Origin of the sequence: Glutamicibacter sp. BW80 (genome assembly GCF_002332385.1) — a bacterium.
GTDB lineage: Bacteria > Actinomycetota > Actinomycetes > Actinomycetales > Micrococcaceae > Glutamicibacter.
The window spans coordinates 1-17711 of record NZ_NRGV01000011.1 but is presented as its reverse complement, the minus strand read 5'-3'; the positions used below and the strand labels follow the sequence as shown (position 1 = coordinate 17711).

Below are 17711 nucleotides of genomic sequence, written 5' to 3'. Positions count from 1 at the left end.
CGTGTTTGGCTAAAAAATCGAAAGTCATTGTGGTCTTTTCCAGGATTCGTCCGCGGCCTCCAATTTTGTCCATCCGTACCGTCTTGACTTGCAAAACTTGTTAGGGAAGACTGTGTAATCGATTCCATGGAATCGATTACATGAGTAAGCAAGGGAGCTTATCGGCCATGAACGCCGTCACCATCAAGGACGTTGCCAGCGCAGCAGGAGTATCTGTTGCCACCGCTTCGCGCGTCCTTTCAGGTCACCCGGCGACCTCGCCAGCTTCCCGGACCAAGGTTGAAAGCGCCGCGAAAGAACTGGGCTTCATGCCCAACGCGCAGGCCCGCTCACTGCGCTCCACCAAAACAGATTCCATCGCGTTGCTGATCTCTGACTTGCGCAACCCCTACTTCTCAGACCTGGCACATGCGGTGGAACAGCATGCGCGCACCGCCGGGCTGATGACCTTCATTGGCAATGCCAATGAAGATGCCGCACAACAAGATGATTTCCTGGCCACCATGCTTTCACGCCGTGTGGACGGGCTGGTCATCGTGCCGCAGGGACTGAATGAAGAATCAAACCAGCCCAGCGAAATGATGAATCGGGTGCTTTCCAGCGGCATTCCCACCATCTTCGTTGACCGGGCACTGCCTGGTGTCCAGGTTCCAGCCATCACCGCCAACAGCGCCCAAGCGCTGGATGAAGCGGTAGCAACACTGAAATCCCTGGGCCACCAGAACATTGCCTTTGTCGGCGGACCCAAGCACGCCTCCACCGCCCTTGAACGCTACAGCGCGTTCGAAACCGCATTGGCGAACAACGGGCTGGTTGGGGATGAAGCATTGCACTTTGTCGGTGACTTCCAGCCAGCCTCCGGCGCGCTGGCAGCTCAATGGCTGCTGGAAAACCCCGCTAAACCCAGTGCCGTGATCATTGCGGATGCTCCGATGTCCATCGGAGCGCTGCGCGTCTGGCGCGAACTGGGTGTCAGGGTCGGCGCCGACCTGTCGGTGACTACCTTCGACGAGGTCGATGCGATGCTCATCCACGATCCGCCGATTGCCACTATCGGCCATGACCTGAGCCAGATGGGAAAAATGGCAGTTCAGGCCCTGCGCGAAGTGATGGCCGGCCAGAAACCGGAACCCGAAGAACTGATTAGCAAATTTACGCTGCGCCCCTCGGTGGCGCCAGCCAAGGCAACACAAGTGATGGAAGGAAAGGTGCGCCCATGAGCAACGACGCTCTACTGGTCCTTGACCGGGTCTGCAAGTCGTTCGGCCCCGTCCAGGTAATCGATGAGGTTACCGTCGAGGTCCACGCCGGCAAGGTGTCGGTGCTGCTCGGCGAAAATGGTGCAGGCAAATCCACCTTGATCAAGATGATCGCCGGAGTGCACAGCGCCGATTCCGGACGCATCTTGATGGACGGCAAGGAAGTGCAGATCCCGGATACCAAGGCTTCCGAAGCCCTGGGCATCGCCACCATCCACCAGGAACTAAACCTGGTGCCCTCGATGACCATCGCGGAAAACATCACCCTGGGTCGGGTGCCGCGTCGCTTTGGCATTATCAACCGCCGCGAGATGCGGCGCATTGCCCGCGAAGCGCTGGACCAGCTGGGTCTGAACCTCGACGTCAACACCCCGGTAGGCGATTTAGGGCTAGCCGAGCAACAGCTGGTGGAGATCGCCAAGGCACTATCCTTGGACGCCCGGGTCCTGATCCTTGATGAACCAACTGCGGCCTTGACCAACGCCGAGATTGCAGGTCTCTTCGAGGTCGTCAACCAGCTCAAGACCAAGGGCGTGGGCATGGTCTTCATCAGCCACCACCTCGATGAGATTGCCGCCATTGGCGACTTCGTCAACGTGCTGCGTGATGGAAAGTTCATTGCCACCGTCCCGGCAGACACCGCCGAGAACGAATTGGTGCGCCTGATGGTGGGCCGTGACATCGACGCGCAATTCCCGCGCCAAGCTGCCATTCCCGGCGAGCAGAACCTGCTGAGCGTGGAAAATCTCAGCGTCGGAGCACTGCAGAATATTTCGCTGTCGGTTCGTCCCGGCGAGGTCGTGGCGCTGGCCGGATTGATGGGTGCTGGACGCACCGAACTGATCCGCGCGATCGCTGGAGCGGATAAATACACCTCGGGCACCGTAAAGGTTGCCGGCAAAAAACTGCCGCGCAATGACGTTGCCGCGGCCACCCGTGCAGGCTTAGGCCATGTGCCTGAAGACCGCAAAACGCAGGGACTGGTCCTGGACGCCTCGGTTGCCGAGAACATTGGCTACGCCACCATGGCATCCACCGCCAAAGCCGGACTGGTGGACCGCAAGGGGCAGCGTGAACGCGCCGAGAAGGTCGCCGCCCGCCTGCGGATCCGCATGGGGAATATCGACCAGCCGATTCGTTCGCTCTCCGGAGGCAACCAGCAAAAGGCGGTCTTTGGCCGCTGGTTCTCCGCCGGGGCCAAGGTGCTCTTGCTCGATGAACCAACCCGCGGCGTCGATGTCGGGGCCAAGGTTGAAATCTACGAATTGATCAATGAGATCACCGCCTCCGGAGGCTGCGTACTGATGGCCTCCAGCGAACTGCCCGAAGTGCTGGGTATGTCCGACCGCGTCCTGGTGATGAGCCAGGGCCGGATCGCCGGAGAATTAGCCACCAATGAAGCAACTCAAGACAGCATCATGGCCCTTGCCGTGAGCAATGTGCACCGCGAAGATGAAATGGGAAAGAAGTAATGAGCAGCGTAGCCACCACACCCAAGAAGGGCTTTGACTTCAAGGCATTCCTTGCAAACAACGGTGCCCTAGTCGGCCTGGTTGTTCTTTGCCTTGCCATGTTCATCGCGACCCCGCGCTTTTTGACCGGGCCGAACCTGATGAATATCGGCATCCAGGTTTCCACCATCGCGGTGATGGCCTTCGGCATGACCTTTGTGATCGTCGCCGCCGGTATCGACCTGTCCGTCGGTTCCATCGCAGCGATCTCCGCCATGACCTCCTCCTACTGGGTGACCACCGCCGGGCTGCCCGACGGACTATCGATCGTGGTTGGCCTGGCCATCGGCGGGTTGTGCGGCTGGGTCACCGGTGCCATGAGCGCCTACGGCAAACTACCGACCTTCATCGCCTCGCTAGCAATGCTCACCATTGTGCGCGGGCTGACCCTGGTCATCTCCGACGGTCGCCCCATCGCTACCGGCGATTCGGTGTCCTGGCTGGGCGGGGACCTGGGCTTCATGCCGGTGCCCATCCTGATTCTGATTGTCTCCGGGCTCATCGCAGCGTTCGTGCTGAACCGCACCATCATCGGCAAGAACGCCTTCGCCGTAGGCGGCAACACCGAAGCCGCACGTCTCTCGGGCATCCCGGTCAAGCGCGTCCTGGTGACCGTGTTTGTCATTTCCGGTATCTTCGCCGCACTGTCCGGCATGATTCTGGCAGGCCGGCTGGACTCGGCGCAGCCGACCTTGGCCAGCGGATACGAGCTGGACGCCATTGCGGCGGTGGTCATCGGCGGCGCGTCGCTTTCCGGCGGCGTGGGTCGTATTTCCGGAACGCTCATCGGTGCACTGGTCCTCGCGGTGATCCGCAATGGCCTGAACCTGCTCTCGGTCAGCGCCTTCTGGCAGCAGGTAGTGATCGGCTTGGTTATCGCGATCGCCGTGGGCTTCGACGTACTGCGCCGCAAGAACGTGCGCCACTAAAAGTTTTTTGCTTCACCGTTTCTGACACCATTTAGTTCAAGGGAGAACCCAATGAAAAACATCGTACGCAAGAGCGCCGCACTGAGCCTCGGTCTAGCACTGGTGCTGGGCGCCAGCGCCTGCGGCCGTGGCGAAGTAGCCGCCGAGGGCGGCAAGGCCACCTTGGCCGTCTCGACCCTGAACAACCCATTCTTCGTAGATCTGCGTGACGGCGCAGAAGCCGAGGCCAAGGCGCAGGGCATCGAGCTGTCGGTGGTCGACGCGCAGAACGACTCGGCCAGCCAGGCGAACCAGCTGGCCACCGCCGCCACCGACGGCAGCGCCGGGGTGATCATCAACGCGGTGGACACCGAAACCGCGGAAGCCGGCCTGGCTCCGGTAGTCGCGGCCGAGCTTCCGATCGTCGCCGTTGACCGCTCGGTGGGAGAGACCGAGGTCGCATCCTTCGTCGCCTCGGACAACGTGGCCGGCGGCGAGCAGGCAGCCAAGGCACTGGCGGAGTCCCTGGATGGCAAGGGCAAGATCATCATCCTTGAAGGCGTGCCGGGGGCCTCGGCCACCAACGAGCGCGGCGAGGGCTTCACCAAGGGTCTGGAGGAATTCGCAGGCATCGAGGTCGTTTCCAGCCAGACCGCCAACTTCGACCGTGCCGAGGCACTGGACGTGGTCACCAACCTGATGCAGTCCAACCCGGACGCCGCCGGCGTGCTGGCCATGAATGACGAAATGGCACTCGGCGCCATCCAGGCGCTGGGCAACAAGGCCGGCAAGGACGTCAAAGTGGTCGGCTTCGACGGCACCGAGGACGGCTTCAAGGCAGTCGAGGCCGGCACCCTGGTTGCCACCATCGCGCAGAACCCGGCCGAGCTGGGCAAGCAGTCGGTGCAGATCCTGGCCAAGGCCATGAAGGATGAAACCGTCGAGGAAAGCGTCCAGGTCGCGGTGGACACCGTTGACACCGAAAACGTCGCCGAATACATCACCAAGTAATTCCAGGCAGCACCCCTTTCGTCGGCCGAGAGCCATTGCGGCTGCAACAAGCTAAGGAAAAATCATGAAGGACAACGTACAGGTCACCATCGTTGGATCCAGCAACGTGGACATCACCGCACTGATGAACCGCCTGCCCGGCCCCGGTGAGACCGTGTTGGCCGATTCCTACCAGCTCTCGCCCGGCGGCAAAGGGGCCAACCAGGCGCTGGCCGCTGCGCTGGCCGGCGCCGCCACCGAATTCATCGGCGCCGTTGGCAACGACTCCCACGCCGAAATCGCTCTGGGGCAGCTCGAAGAGGCCGGGGTGAAGCTGGATCGCGTGGCCCGCGCCAGCGGGCCCACCGGTGTGGCGATCATCCAGGTGGATGCGGCCGCGGAGAATTCCATCGCGGTGGTTTCCGGAGCCAACTCGACGGTGACCGCGGACGCGGTCAGCGCGGCCGGCGAGTTGCACGGGATCCTGGTGCTGCAGGGCGAGATCCCTGCCTCCGGCATCAAGGCAGCCATGGATTCGGCCACCGACCGGGTTGTGCTCAACCTGGCGCCGGTGATCGAACTGGACCGCGAGTACCTGCTGAAGGCCAACCCGCTGGTGGTCAACGAGCATGAGGCCGAAGCCGTGCTGCAGCAGCTGAACCCGCACCCTGCCCGCCGCTTCGACAGCAAATATGAGCGCCTCGCCGGAATGCTGGTTGATGAGGGCATCGCCAGCGTGGTCATCACGCTCGGTGCCAACGGTTGCCTGGTCGCCGACCGGGTCCCAATAGAAAACGGCGGAGTCCAAGTTCGCGTGCTGCCAGCGGTCAAGGTCAAGGCCGTGGACACAACCGGTGCCGGCGACGCCTTTACCGGTGCGCTGGCCGCCCGCTTGGCCAACGGCGATAGCTTGGCTCAAGCCGCAGAATTTGCGGGCAAGTTCGCAGCCCTGACCGTGCAGGCGCACGGTGCCCAGGCCTCCTACCCGCGTTCGCTAGAGAACCTCTAAGACCATTTCGAGCAAGACCTAAGGAAGCCTTCGTGCTGAAATCCGAAATCCTCAACGCCCCGCTGCTTGGCGCACTGGCCAAGTGCGGGCACACCGACACCGTGGTGATCGCCGATTGCGGCCTGCCGATTCCGGAAGGTCCGGTGGTCATCGATCTGGCGCTGACTCCGGGTCTGCTCAGCTTCGAGCAGGTGCTTCAGGTGCTGAGCCGCAACATGGTGATTGAGCAAAGCACCCTGGCTGCAGAGGCCGAGGGCGGGGTGGTCCAGGAACTGTGCGTGTCGCGGGGGCTCGAGCCGGGGTTCATCTCCCATGAGGAGCTGAAAGCCGCATTGCCCCAGGCCAAGATCGTTGTGCGCACCGGGGAAGCGACCCCCTACGCAAACGTGATTCTGCACTGCGGCGTGGCTTTCTGATCGACCAGCTTCCAGTCGGTGCCAACAGCCTGCCGGCACCGGCTTTGCTGTCTGCCAGACAGAGAAATGCATTGGAACATCAACTGATCGGCAGTCCACGGCAAACCTAATTCGCGTGCACCCGGTAGCTCAGTAAGGGGATATGTGCTTGGTTCTCTTCTGGTGGGTTAGTCGAGACGAGCTGCTGTTGACGGGAGCTTGGATTAGCATCGCGCACAGCGCTTCACTCGCAAGCGCACCGGAATGAGCATGGTGTTAGCGTCATGCCGATCTTTTATGGAGGATAGCCAATGAAGATAGCTTTTTATGCAGCATTTGCTGCTATGGCGATCGGCGCGGCAACTGTGATCCTGACCGTGCCAGCACTATTCCATGAACCTAGCCAGTTGCAAGCAGGCTTGGTAATTTGGGCGGGAATAATATTCTTGGCTGGGCTTACCATCGTGAAGCTGCTGAAGTACGTGGCCACGAAAGAAGCTTGATGCTTCTGTTCCCAGATTCTGACAGGGCTTCCTCATGTTTGCCGGCTACGCGCGGGAAGCCCAGATAGTTGTTTCATGAGCTGGTCCCTAGAATTGGCCTCATGAAGCAACGCAAGAAGGCAGGACAACACGGTGAGGATTTTTCCCGTGTTGCGCCCGAAGCCGGGCTCTTGCTCGGTGCCGGACGTGCGATCCTGCTGCAGCTCGCTCACCCGCAGATTGGCTTGGCCATCGCCGAGCATTCTGATTTTGCTTCGAATCCGCTCAGCCGGCTGATCCATACCCTTGGCTATATTTACGCGCTGAGCAACGGGACGCCAGAACAGCAAAGAACCATCATCGACTACGTGAATACCGCGCATCAACCGGTGCACGGTACGCGTAACACCGACCAGGGAACTCCGGCCTATTCGGCGTTGGACCCAAAGTTACAGTTGTGGGTTGCCGCGACCCTCTATGACTCGGCACGGGTAATCGCCGCCGAAGTCCTCCCCACGGCTGTATCCAGCGACATTGAGGACCTGTACCGGCAGTACGCCGCTCTGGGTGACGCTCTGCAAATGCCGGCTCACTTCTGGCCGGACAGCCTTGGCGAATTTGATGAGTATTTCGACCGAACCCTCAACACGCTGAGCGTCACTCCACAGACTCGTCGCCTGGCCGATGAACTCTTTTTGGGTAGCAACGCCCCGTGGTGGATCCGCATTGGACTGCCCTTGATGCGCGATGTGACCATCGCCCAGCTTCCACCCACGGTGCGCGAACAATTCGGCTACGAGCTTTCCGCGAAGGCCGCCAAACGCAACGCGCGAGCCATCTCCTTCGTGCGGTTGGCCACGCGGATATTGCCCAAATTTGTCAGGCACGCGCCAATGCGATGGATGCTACGTCATGTGGACCGGATGGGCTAGCCGCCGGTCTTTGCTTGGCCAACATCTTGGAGTCTGCCTGGAAACAGGATGCGTGGCAAGGCAAGCAGCAAGAACAACGTCACCAGGATCAACGAGCCACCGATCCAAGCACCGGTTTCCCAGCCGAAGAATACCTGCAACACGAACCAGACGCAGCCAGAGACAAGCAATCCCACCCCGATACCCACGATTTTTAGCACGATATGGCCAAGGTTTACCGTTTTTTCCTTCAGCCGCTGGCCAAAGAAAAAGCGGTGAACGGCCACGGGGGTAATCAGTAGCAGGATCAGCAGGGTCGCAGCGACCAGCAAGACGACGTAAACAATTTCATCCTTGTGGGTGAGCACTTCAAATCTCGCCTGGAAAGGCAGGACCACCAAAAAAGCTGCCAGAATCTGCAGACCTGTCTGCATCACGCGCATTTCCTGGAGCAATTCGTTCCATTGGCGATGCGGGGCACCGTCGCTGGTATCTGGATGGGAACGCTTATTCATCACAGCTCTCCTCGATCTGAAGGCGACCGCCAGCGGAACAGGTTCGCCAGCTGAGGCTACGCCAATTTTCTTGAAACTAGACAAGACGTCGGGTTGCAGACTTTCCAAACTGTCGGCCTTCATGGGTAATTTGAGTATCCCAGTAGGAAAACTATAAGGGAGGTCATGATGAAACTCGAGAACGAAGCACGCATTCAGCCAGATATCTGGACCATGCCTGACAAAGGACTCTCGTGGTGCGATTGCGGCGCGGCGCATGAACTCAGCGCCGACATTGTGTACGGATTCGCCGAAGAGCTCGGGCTGGATACACGTGAGGCGATGACGCACCCCCAACTGGTTGAACTCACCATGGAGGTATGGAACTTTGAAGCGGTTTGTCGTTTCTTCCACCTCGCCTTGAACGAAGCGACACAATTTATACACGGCACCGTAGCCGAGGAATATCCGTTCGCCGAAGGGATCGATATCGTCGGATACTTCTCGAAAACCTGGCAAGGCTGCCCGGCGGCAGAGTGCCGTGGCGATGACTAGCCAGAGCGACCGGACAGGTTTGGGTAGCTAGCGTTCACAAGAGCCAATCGCACGGCGTGGAAATTGGGCGGTGAGGCTCGCGGCGCATACTGTGGAGAAGATGAAGAGCATTGCACCGAGCCAGGCGACGGCAAACCATGACGGATACATCCATGTGCGCGGCGCAAACGAGAATAACTTGGATAACGTGGAAGTGCGGATACCGCGCGACGCGATTGTGGCTTTCACCGGGGTCTCCGGCTCAGGAAAGTCTTCCTTGGCCTTTGGCACAATTTTCGCCGAATCCCAGCGGCGCTTCCTCGAATCTGTAGCGCCCTATGCGCGCCGATTGATCGCCCAAGGCCATGCCCCGAAGGTTGAATTCATCTCCGGTCTGCCGCCGGCGGTCGCCTTGCAGCAGCGTCGGGGGACCGCCAGCTCCCGGTCCAGCGTCGGGACGCTGACCACGTTGTCCAACTCGGTGCGGATGCTCTACTCACGTGCCGGGAATTACCCGCAAGGAGCGGCCCGGCTCGATTCGGATGCCTTCTCCACGAATACCGCTGTCGGCGCATGCCAACAATGCCATGGAGTGGGCACGGTGCACTCGGTCAGCGAGCAGTCGCTGGTTCCCGAACCATCGCTGAGCATCCGGGACGGCGCGATTGCCGCCTGGCCGGGAGCCTGGCAGGGTAAAAACCTGCGCGATATCACCACCCACCTCGGCCACGACATTGACGTTTCCTTCGGCAGCTTGCCGAAGGAAACGCGTGACTGGCTGCTCTTCACCGAGGAGCAACCGGTGGTCGAGGTGACCCCCGAACGAGATCGTGTAGCAAAACCATATAAGGGACGGTTCTGGAGCGCCGAACGCTATGTGCGCCATACCGTGGCGACCTCCAAGAGCGAGAATTTACGCGCCAAGGCGTTGGCCTTCATGCATTCGCAACCCTGCGCCGAGTGCTCCGGGACGGGGTTCCGCCGCGACTCGCTTCGGGTGAAGTTCGCCGAGCTGGACATTGCCGAATTCAACGCGCGCTCGTTGCAATCCTTGGCTGAGCTCTTGCGCCCCTTCGCGACCGTGACCGGTGGCGAGGCCCAAGCCGATGTGGTGAGCATGATCAGCACCGACCTGCTCGCCAGAATCGAAGTGCTCCTAGAACTCGGGCTGGGGTACCTGAGCCTAGACCGCAGTACTCCAACCCTTTCACCGGGGGAGATGCAGCGGCTACGCATTGCCACGCAGCTGCGTGCCGGATTATTTGGCGTCATCTATGTGCTGGACGAACCCTCGGCGGGGCTGCATCCGGCCGATGTGCAACCGCTGATCGAGGTGCTTTCCGCCTTGAAGGACGAGGGTAATTCGGTGTTCGTGGTGGAACACAATATGGATGTAGTCACCCGCGCCGAGTGGATCGTTGATGTGGGACCCGGGGCGGGCAGCGGTGGTGGCCAGGTGCTTTATAGCGGGGAGGTCGCCGGTCTGGCTCAGGTCGAAAAGTCGGTGACTCGCCGGTTCTTGGACGCTTCTCCGGCACCGGCGCGCAACCTGCGCAACGCCACCGACTGGCTGGAACTGCGCGGGGTGAACCTGCACAACCTGGTGGATGTCGACGCGAAATTCCCCTTGGGTGTTTTCTGCGCGGTGACCGGTGTATCAGGTTCGGGAAAATCCAGTCTGGTCTCCGGGGCGCTGGCCCAAGGCGCGGGCGGTTCGACCGTACCAGCCCAAGATGAACCCGAAGATGCACCGGTGCAGGCTGTCATCAAGGAAGTGACCGGGGCGGGTCAGATCAATCGGGTGGTGCTGATGGATCAGAAACCCATCGGACGTACCCCGCGTTCCAACGTGGCCACGTATACCGGCCTGTTCGACGCGGTCCGCAAGACCTTCGCCGACCAGCCACTGGCGCGTGAACGCAGTTACGGGGCAGGCCGGTTTTCCTTCAACGTCGCCGGCGGCCGCTGCGAGAACTGTCTGGGCGAGGGCTTCTTGGAGATCGAGTTGCTCTTCCTTCCCGGCACCTATGGACCATGTCCGCAGTGCCAGGGAACCCGGTACAACGAACAGACCTTGGAGGTCGAATACCAAGGGAAGAACATTGCGCAGGTGTTGGAGCTGAGCGTTGCTCAGGCAGAGGAATTCCTGGCCGGAATTCCGGCCGCGGCCCGTGCGCTGGCGACTTTGCGGGAGGTCGGGTTGGGCTACCTGTCATTGGGACAGCCGGCCACCGAAATGTCTGGTGGTGAGGCCCAGCGGATCAAGCTGGCCACCGAACTGCAACGCCAGCGCCGTGGTCATACCCTGTATCTGCTGGACGAGCCGACCACCGGGTTGCACCCTGCCGACGTGCAGCTGTTGGTGGCGCAACTGCACCAGCTGGTGGACCAAGGACATACCGTGATCGTGGTGGAACACCATATGGATGTCGTCGCAGCCAGCGATTGGGTGATCGATTTGGGGCCAGCCGGAGGGGACGGAGGCGGACGAATTATCGCCGCGGGAACACCGCACCAGGTGGCGCAGAACCAGGCCAGCCGGACCGCGCAATTCCTCGCACTTCGGCTGGCCGGAGACGACAGCTAACTAGTTGCCGCGAAGCTGCGCGTACGGCGGACTCTGCACGCCATCGGCAATTGCTTCGGCTGGGTCATCACCGAGATGGATCATCTTGTTTTGGCCATCCACGTGGACCACGCTTGGCACGTAGGCGCGGGCCTCGGCGTCCTGCATCTGCGCGTAGCTGATGATGATCACCAGGTCTCCCGGATGAACTAGGTGGGCGGCGGCACCGTTGATGCCGATCACGCCGCTGCCTGGCTCGCCGGCAATGGTGTAGGTTTCCAGACGTGCCCCATTGGTGACATCCACGATGCTGACTAGTTCGCCCGGCAGGATATCCGAGGCCGCAAGCAGTTCGGAATCGATGGTGATCGAGCCGACGTAGTGCAGGTCGGCCTGGGTGACGGTCGCCCGATGGATTTTGGACTTAAACATGGTGCGTTGCATGGAACGAGTTCCCAATCTAAAAGAAGGTTTGCCGTGCCAGTTTACTACCCGGCACGGCAAACTTCCTGTGGGCTATCGTCCCTGTGCGCGATGCAAGGCCTGGAGTACCGTTCCGTCGGCTACCAATCCGTAGGCCGCTTCGAGCTCTGCGGAGAGGAACCGATCCTCGCCGGGGCCGGCAACTTTGGTGCGCAAAACGTCGTGCACGGCTCCGGTGACCGGTGCCGGGGTCAGCGGCTGGCGCAGGTCCAAGGCCCGCGCGGCAACCACTAATTCGATGCTCAGCACTCGGCGCAGATTGTCTACCGCGGTGCGCAGCTTGCGGGCCGCGTGCCAACCCAAAGACACGTGGTCTTCCTGCATGGCAGAAGACGGAATCGAATCAACGCTCGCTGGCACAGCCAATCGCTTATTCTCCGCAACCAGTCCGGCCTGCGTGTACTGTGCGATCATCATGCCCGAATCAACTCCGGGATCATCGGCGAGGAATGCTGGCAAGTCCCGCGAACGTGCCGGATCAAGCATTCGGTCGGTGCGGCGTTCGGCGATGGACCCTAGATCGGCCACGGCGATTGCCAGGAAATCCAGTACGTAGGCAACCGGGGCACCGTGGAAGTTTCCGTTGGAGGAAACCTCACCGGTGGACAGCACCACGGGATTGTCGATGGCGGCGGCCAATTCGCGGGTGGCGACCATGCGGGCGTGGGTAATGGTGTCGCGGACGGCCCCGGTGACTTGCGGAGAACAGCGCAACGAATAGGCATCCTGCACCCGGCCATCGCCCTCGCGGTGCGAGGCGACGAGCTCGGAGCCGTCCAGCGCGGCAAACATGTTGGCGGCGCTCACAGCCTGACCGGGGTGCGGTCGCAGCGGTTCGTGGAGCTCGGGACGGTACACCTGATCGGTGCCGAACTGGGCCTCGACGCTCATTGCGGCACTGAGATCCGCAATGTCAGCCAAATCCTCCAAATCGGCCAAGGCCATCAGCAACATGCCCAACATTCCGTCGGTGCCGTTGACCAGCGCGAGACCTTCTTTTTCTGCAAGTTCCAAAGGGGTGATGCCCGCTTCGGCAAGAAGTTCGGGAACCGGACGGACCTCTCCATGCTTATCGGCGGCTTCACCTTCACCCATCAACACCAACGCACAGTGCGACAGCGGCGCGAGGTCGCCAGAGCAACCCAGCGAACCGTATTCGCGCACCAACGGGGTGATTCCGGCATTAAGCAGCGCCACCATGGTCTCTAGAACTATCGGGCGCACACCGGTGTGGCCGCTCGCCAGGGTTTTGGCGCGTAGGAACATCAAGGCACGAACCACTTCGCGTTCCACCGGTGCACCCATGCCAGCAGCGTGCGAACGAATCAGCGAGCGTTGCAGCTTGGCACGGTCTTCCGGAGCGATGTGCCGGGTGGCCAGTGCGCCAAACCCAGTGGAGATTCCGTATACCGGAGTTTCGGATGCAGCCAAGGCATCGATATGTGCGCGAACCTCTGCTAATTTCTCGCTGACTTCAGCGGAAATATCAACGTGGATATCCTGACGGGCCACGCGCAATACATCCTGTGCGGTGGCGTTCGATAGGTGAAGTGTTACCGAAGATTGGTTGGAATTCATGGATGCTCTTCCGTTCGTTCTTGAAGTTGTCTCTGTCATCCATTCTTCGCCAGAAATTCCTCAGATTCTCGCACTCGACAACGCATCTGTCTGGAATTTCGGACAAGGTGGCCGAGTGGATTCTAGATTTATAAATTTCAAAAATGTTCATCTCGTTGTCGCAAATCAATTCCCTAATTTCGTATATTTCATTCTGCGACAGAAAGGGAGAGCGATAGTTACGAGAATTTCGTGAATTGGCTTCATGAATACCAAAACTAAGATGAAGTTGACGTAGGCTCTGGAGATCAAGGCACAAAGACGTGGCATGGCCTTGTTAACAAACCGGTTAACGAGGCAACGAAGAACGAGCGAAGGACCGGCAACCGTGAGCGCAAGGTTGACCACAATGAAGAATCAAGTAACAGCAACACCAGAAAGCGCTTGGCGAAAGCGCAAGGATGCATGGGAGCACCTGGGATATGTACTTGGCGAGATCATTCGCGGTATCGACGACAAGGTCTCCGGCGAGCTGCATGAGCACGAGGCTACGCAACTACTGAGCCTTCTTTCTGCCATCGAACCCTACTGGGCCACGCCGGGCTTAGACTACTTCAACGAAGTTGAAACGTTGATGCACGATGGCCACTTCCGCGACGCGCTGAGCAAGGTATATCTGGCGAACCAGTCCTTCCGGACGCAGACCCAATACATCGATGGCGAAAGCAACGACAGCGATGCGGAGGAAGCCGAAGCTGCTGCCCAAAGCAACGAGCTCGGCGGTGGTGAGCCTCGATCAATCCATCGGAAATTCGTCCCCAGGGTTGAAATTCTCTTGGTGGACAACGGCCCCTCCGACGAGATCGAGCGATTCAAAATCGAGATGCTCGAACAGCGTCAGCGAACCGACTCATTCAACTACAGCTTCGTGGTCGTGCCCAGCGTCGAGGACGCGCTGGCCGCGATTGTCATCAACCCGACCATTCAAGCGGTTGTACTCACAGCCCGCTTCGAATTGGACACGCGTCGCCGCCTGAGCTCCACCCTGGGAAAGTACGTATCACGGCATACGGCCGGACACTTTTCCACGGCAAGGCAAATCGACCGGATCTTGGATCTGGAAGAGATCATCGATCTGCTCCGCCCAGAGATCCCGGTCTACCTGATCGCCGGTGTTGCCCTTGAGTCCATCGCGCATGAGATTACCGGTCGCTTCAAGCGCATCTTCTCACGTAACGATGGAATGGATCTGCATCTGTCGATCATTGCCGAGGTGCTCGAACGCTACAACACTCCGTTCTTCCACGCGCTGCAGAAGTACGCCAAACGCCCCGGCGGAGTATTCCACGCGATGCCAATTTCTCGCGGCGGTTCGGTGCAGAACTCCCCATGGGCACGAGACTTGGTGGACTTCTACGGGAAGAACCTGCTGTTGGCGGAAACGTCTGCCACCTCCGGAGGACTGGATTCCCTGTTGGATCCGCAGAGCTCCATCAAGGAAGCCCATGAGCTGGCGGCCCGCGCCTTCAACAGCCACCGCACCTACTTCGTCACCAACGGCACCTCCACCGCGAACAAGATCGTGCACCAGTCGATCCTTGCACCCGGTGACATCGTGCTGGTTGACCGCAACTGCCATAAATCGCACCATTATTCCCTGGTGCTTGCCGGCGCAAGCGTCAGCTATCTGGAGGCCTACCCGCTGAACGAGCACTCCATGTATGGTGCTGTGTCGCTGGAAGAAATCAAGGGACGGCTACTGGAGTTGCGCCGCCAGGGCCTGCTGCACAAGGTCAAAATGCTCACGCTGACCAACTGCACCTTCGACGGGATTATTTACGATCCGCGCCGGGTGATGGAAGAGTGCTTGGCCATCAAGCCCGATCTGGTCTTCCTCTGGGATGAAGCATGGTTCGCTTTCGCCGGGTTCCATCCCGTCTACCGTCAGCGCACCGGTATGTCCGCGGCCCAACGCATGCAGACCGCGTTTGAGACGTCTGAATATCGTGAGCGTTTCGCCGCGCAGCGAGCCGAACTGCCCGAACCGGGAACCCCGGATGACCCGGCAAACGACGAGGTCTGGTTGAAGACGCGACTGCTTGCCGATCCAGCAAAGACCCGCTTGCGCGTGTATTCGACGCAGTCCACGCATAAGACGCTGACCTCGCTGCGCCAGGGGTCAATGATTCACATTCACGATCAAGACTTCGCAGAACGTAACCGCAATACGTTCCGCGAGGCCTATATGACGCACACTTCGACCTCGCCGAACTATCAGATCCTCGCCTCGCTTGATATCGGGCGTCGCCAGGCCGAGCTTGAGGGCTATGCGTTGGTGCAGCGCCAGGTTGACTTGGCGCAATCGATCGTCCGGGCGATGTCACGTAATAAGCTGCTCAGCAAGTACTTCCAGGTACTCGATACGAGGGACCTGATCCCGCAGAAATACCGTTGCAGCGACACCGGCAACCCGGTTCGCGACGGGCTGGAAGTTTGGGACAGGTCTTGGTCCGAAGATGAATTCGTCGTGGACCCATCACGGCTGACCTTGGACATCAGCCGCACAGGAGTGGATGGAGACACGTTCAAGCACACCTATCTGATGGACGGCCACGCGATCCAGGTGAATAAGACCAGTCGCACCTCGGTCCTGTTGATGACCAACATCGGCACTAACCGTTCGGCGGTGGCCCACCTGATCGAGGTGCTGGTCAAGATCGCCGAAGAGCTGGAGCATAAACGCCGATTGGATGGCCGGGCGCTAGCGGACGGGAAGAAGGTTCCTCCGACGCAGATCCCGATGCCTGATTTCAGCTATTTCGCCGACGAGTTCAGCGGTGGTGGCGGCAGTGGCGATATGCGTTCGGCCTACTATCTGACCTATAAGGATCCGGCCACGCACTTCATTTTCTCACCCGAGATTCGTCAAAAAATTCAAAGTGGTGAACAGGTAGTCTCAGCGGCGTTTGTCACTCCCTACCCACCAGGGTTCCCGGTATTAGTTCCGGGGCAAGTCGTGTCGACCGAGATTCTCGATTACATGGATGTGCTCGATACCCGAGAAATCCACGGATATCACCGTGACTACGGGTATCAGGTCTTTACCCGTGAAGCATTGGCCGAGGTGGCAGCGAAGAAGTCGTGATTGTTCGTATGGGCGGGAATCTCAATTGAGATTCCCGCCCATACGTTTACCCACCGCCATGCAGGCAGTTCCTAGTAACTGCCGCTGACAACTGTGAAATTAGTCAGAAGGACGTGTGAGTATTTGGTCTGAGCTGGCTTCATTGGCTCGTTGCGGGTAGCGTCCGTAACGAGGGCTCGGCCCCGCTGGCTGAGTCAGATGCACGGTAACTTCACTGTAAAAGGAGAAGGATCTATGGCAAAAACCAAGAACACCCCGGCAAGCAAAACCTCAAAGGAGAACGCTGAAGGTGGTTTCGTTGCCACTGCTGCCCTCGGAGATGCCTTGCAGTCCGTGTTGGTGCAACTGCTGGACTTGCAGCTTGTTGGCAAGCAGATCCATTGGAATGTTGTCGGCCCAAACTTCCGTGACCTGCACCAGAACCTCGATGAGATCGTGGATATCGCGCGTCGCGGCTCGGACGAGATCGCAGAGCGTATGCGCGCTATGCACATCACTCCGGATGGCCTGGCCGGCACCGTAGGTAAATACAGCGAACTAGAGCAACCAAACAATGGCGAGATTCTGACAACCAAGGCCGTGGATATGGTGGTCAAAGCCCTGCAGAGCACCGTCGGAGTCATCCGAGATGTACATGACGCAGTCGATGAGGAAGACCCGACCAGCGCTGACATTCTGCACGAGTACATTGCAGGCCTTGAACAGCAGGCGTGGTTCATTAGCGCCGAAAATCGCAAACCATAGCATCACTGATTTAGGGGGAGCCGGGGCAACTGTTGCGTCGGCTCCCTCGCCGTTTTCGGGTGCCGTTCGAAAACTCGAAAACCCCTAGAATCTGCAGCACGAAGAGCCTACCGTTGAAGATAGACGACGTGTTCTCGCGACGTCTACACGTCAATTGAGAGGTGACTCATCTATGGCTATGGACAACGGGTCAAACCCAGTTAAGGACGAAGAACTCTACGAGAAATTGCGGGAGGAAGGAAACTCCAAGCAAAAGTCTGCGCGCATTGCCAATGCAGCCGCCCGGGACGGCCGATCGAGCGTCGGGAAACGCGGAGGCGAGTCTGGCAATTACGAGGACTGGACGGTCGAAGAGCTCAAGCTCCGGTCGAAAGAGATCGGTCTGGCGGGCTACTCCGACAAGCGAAAGGCCGATTTGATCCAGGCCCTTCGAAACTCCTAGTGAACTAAGGACGTCGCGCCGTGAATAACAACGACATCATCGGAGGCCAATCCGAGCCGGAAGAGGGAGAGGAACTCAAGGAGCAGTATGTTGCCCGTCGAGGTCCGATTCACCACCCATCGGTCCAGGAGCTAGCCCAGATTTTTCATGAGGTCTTTGACGGTCACCGAAATCCGATACCCAGGATTCCCGGTGGCCGTTACTGATTCTTCCCACGCCAAAGAGCGCCGAAACACCAGCGCTGGGTGCCAGGCTCCACCTACCTGGACTGAAATGATCTT

The 17711-nt window shown here is 59.6% G+C and carries 16 protein-coding genes; 13 read left to right on the top strand and 3 right to left on the bottom strand.

Annotated features, from left to right (window positions below; all coding sequences use genetic code 11):
* Positions 1-167 precede the first annotated feature (167 nt).
* The 8 genes from CIK76_RS01835 to CIK76_RS01800 all read left to right on the top strand — a co-directional run bounded on the left by CIK76_RS01835 (position 168) and on the right by CIK76_RS01800 (position 7486).
* Entirely contained in the window at positions 168-1220 is a 1053-nt protein-coding gene (locus tag CIK76_RS01835) for a LacI family DNA-binding transcriptional regulator (protein WP_176484051.1), read from the top strand.
* Positions 1217-2731 carry a sugar ABC transporter ATP-binding protein gene (locus tag CIK76_RS01830; protein WP_096283094.1) on the top strand — a complete coding sequence of 505 codons (1515 nt, stop codon included), beginning with the start codon at positions 1217-1219 and terminating at the stop codon, positions 2729-2731. The genes CIK76_RS01835 and CIK76_RS01830 overlap by 4 nt, the downstream gene beginning before the upstream one ends.
* Positions 2731-3699: an ABC transporter permease gene (locus tag CIK76_RS01825; protein ID WP_096283093.1), complete on the top strand. Its 969-nt coding sequence runs from the start codon at positions 2731-2733 to the stop codon at positions 3697-3699. Before CIK76_RS01830 ends, CIK76_RS01825 begins: the two co-directional genes overlap by 1 nt.
* 51 nt (positions 3700-3750) lie before the next feature.
* Complete coding sequence (locus tag CIK76_RS01820; RefSeq protein ID WP_096283092.1) at positions 3751-4689, top strand: substrate-binding domain-containing protein; 939 nt, start codon at positions 3751-3753, stop codon at positions 4687-4689.
* A 64-nt stretch (positions 4690-4753) separates the two neighbouring features.
* A complete protein-coding gene (locus CIK76_RS01815; RefSeq protein ID WP_096283091.1) occupies positions 4754-5677 on the top strand; it encodes a ribokinase in 924 nt (307 codons plus the stop codon).
* Positions 5678-5709: 32 nt separating this feature from the next.
* Positions 5710-6093: a D-ribose pyranase gene (rbsD, locus tag CIK76_RS01810; RefSeq protein WP_096283090.1), complete on the top strand. Its 384-nt coding sequence runs from the start codon at positions 5710-5712 to the stop codon at positions 6091-6093.
* Positions 6094-6383: 290 nt separating this feature from the next.
* Positions 6384-6575, top strand: a complete 192-nt coding sequence (locus CIK76_RS01805) for a hypothetical protein (RefSeq protein ID WP_096283089.1) — start codon at positions 6384-6386, stop codon at positions 6573-6575.
* A gap of 101 nt (positions 6576-6676) precedes the next feature.
* A complete protein-coding gene (locus tag CIK76_RS01800) occupies positions 6677-7486 on the top strand; it encodes an oxygenase MpaB family protein (RefSeq protein ID WP_096283088.1) in 810 nt (269 codons plus the stop codon).
* Here CIK76_RS01800 and CIK76_RS01795 read toward each other — a convergent pair.
* Positions 7483-8103 carry a DUF6328 family protein gene (locus CIK76_RS01795; protein ID WP_255248312.1) on the bottom strand — a complete coding sequence of 207 codons (621 nt, stop codon included), beginning with the start codon at positions 8101-8103 and terminating at the stop codon, positions 7483-7485. The two genes, CIK76_RS01800 and CIK76_RS01795, sit on opposite strands and share 4 nt — an antisense overlap.
* A gap of 42 nt (positions 8104-8145) precedes the next feature.
* Here CIK76_RS01795 and CIK76_RS01790 point away from each other — a divergent pair, with 42 nt between their 5' ends.
* Both CIK76_RS01790 and CIK76_RS01785 read left to right on the top strand, forming a co-directional pair.
* The gene (locus CIK76_RS01790) at positions 8146-8514 is read left to right on the top strand and encodes a hypothetical protein (RefSeq protein ID WP_096283086.1); all 369 of its coding nucleotides are present in this window, start codon (positions 8146-8148) and stop codon (positions 8512-8514) included.
* A gap of 100 nt (positions 8515-8614) precedes the next feature.
* A complete protein-coding gene (locus tag CIK76_RS01785) occupies positions 8615-11080 on the top strand; it encodes an excinuclease ABC subunit UvrA (RefSeq protein WP_096283204.1) in 2466 nt (821 codons plus the stop codon).
* On the opposite strand, the gene panD is transcribed toward CIK76_RS01785, so the two are convergent.
* Positions 11081-11503, bottom strand: coding sequence for an aspartate 1-decarboxylase (panD, locus tag CIK76_RS01780; RefSeq protein WP_096283085.1), 423 nt, complete (start codon positions 11501-11503; stop codon positions 11081-11083).
* A gap of 72 nt (positions 11504-11575) precedes the next feature.
* A complete protein-coding gene (hutH, locus tag CIK76_RS01775) occupies positions 11576-13120 on the bottom strand; it encodes a histidine ammonia-lyase (RefSeq protein ID WP_176484050.1) in 1545 nt (514 codons plus the stop codon).
* Positions 13121-13508: 388 nt separating this feature from the next.
* Here hutH and CIK76_RS01770 point away from each other — a divergent pair, with 388 nt between their 5' ends.
* From CIK76_RS01770 to CIK76_RS01760, 3 genes are all read left to right on the top strand, one after another.
* On the top strand, positions 13509-16244 hold the full coding sequence (locus CIK76_RS01770) for an ornithine decarboxylase (RefSeq protein WP_255248311.1): 2736 nt from the start codon (positions 13509-13511) through the stop codon (positions 16242-16244).
* A 234-nt stretch (positions 16245-16478) separates the two neighbouring features.
* A complete protein-coding gene (locus CIK76_RS01765; RefSeq protein WP_096283082.1) occupies positions 16479-16988 on the top strand; it encodes a DNA starvation/stationary phase protection protein in 510 nt (169 codons plus the stop codon).
* Between the two features lie 172 nt (positions 16989-17160).
* The gene (locus tag CIK76_RS01760; RefSeq protein ID WP_255248310.1) at positions 17161-17430 is read left to right on the top strand and encodes a Rho termination factor; all 270 of its coding nucleotides are present in this window, start codon (positions 17161-17163) and stop codon (positions 17428-17430) included.
* The last annotated feature ends 281 nt before the right edge of the window (positions 17431-17711 follow it).

Coding starts and splice junctions, on each gene's coding strand:
- CIK76_RS01835 (WP_176484051.1), top strand. CDS start 168: ATGAACGCCGTCACCATCAAGGACGTTGCCAGCGCAGCAGGAGTATCT.
- CIK76_RS01830 (WP_096283094.1), top strand. CDS start 1,217: ATGAGCAACGACGCTCTACTGGTCCTTGACCGGGTCTGCAAGTCGTTC.
- CIK76_RS01825 (WP_096283093.1), top strand. CDS start 2,731: ATGAGCAGCGTAGCCACCACACCCAAGAAGGGCTTTGACTTCAAGGCA.
- CIK76_RS01820 (WP_096283092.1), top strand. CDS start 3,751: ATGAAAAACATCGTACGCAAGAGCGCCGCACTGAGCCTCGGTCTAGCA.
- CIK76_RS01815 (WP_096283091.1), top strand. CDS start 4,754: ATGAAGGACAACGTACAGGTCACCATCGTTGGATCCAGCAACGTGGAC.
- CIK76_RS01805 (WP_096283089.1), top strand. CDS start 6,384: ATGAAGATAGCTTTTTATGCAGCATTTGCTGCTATGGCGATCGGCGCG.
- CIK76_RS01800 (WP_096283088.1), top strand. CDS start 6,677: ATGAAGCAACGCAAGAAGGCAGGACAACACGGTGAGGATTTTTCCCGT.
- CIK76_RS01795 (WP_255248312.1), bottom strand. CDS start 8,103: ATGAAGGCCGACAGTTTGGAAAGTCTGCAACCCGACGTCTTGTCTAGT.
- CIK76_RS01790 (WP_096283086.1), top strand. CDS start 8,146: ATGATGAAACTCGAGAACGAAGCACGCATTCAGCCAGATATCTGGACC.
- CIK76_RS01785 (WP_096283204.1), top strand. CDS start 8,615: ATGAAGAGCATTGCACCGAGCCAGGCGACGGCAAACCATGACGGATAC.
- panD (WP_096283085.1), bottom strand. CDS start 11,503: ATGCAACGCACCATGTTTAAGTCCAAAATCCATCGGGCGACCGTCACC.
- hutH (WP_176484050.1), bottom strand. CDS start 13,120: ATGAATTCCAACCAATCTTCGGTAACACTTCACCTATCGAACGCCACC.
- CIK76_RS01770 (WP_255248311.1), top strand. CDS start 13,509: ATGAAGAATCAAGTAACAGCAACACCAGAAAGCGCTTGGCGAAAGCGC.
- CIK76_RS01765 (WP_096283082.1), top strand. CDS start 16,479: ATGGCAAAAACCAAGAACACCCCGGCAAGCAAAACCTCAAAGGAGAAC.
- CIK76_RS01760 (WP_255248310.1), top strand. CDS start 17,161: ATGGCTATGGACAACGGGTCAAACCCAGTTAAGGACGAAGAACTCTAC.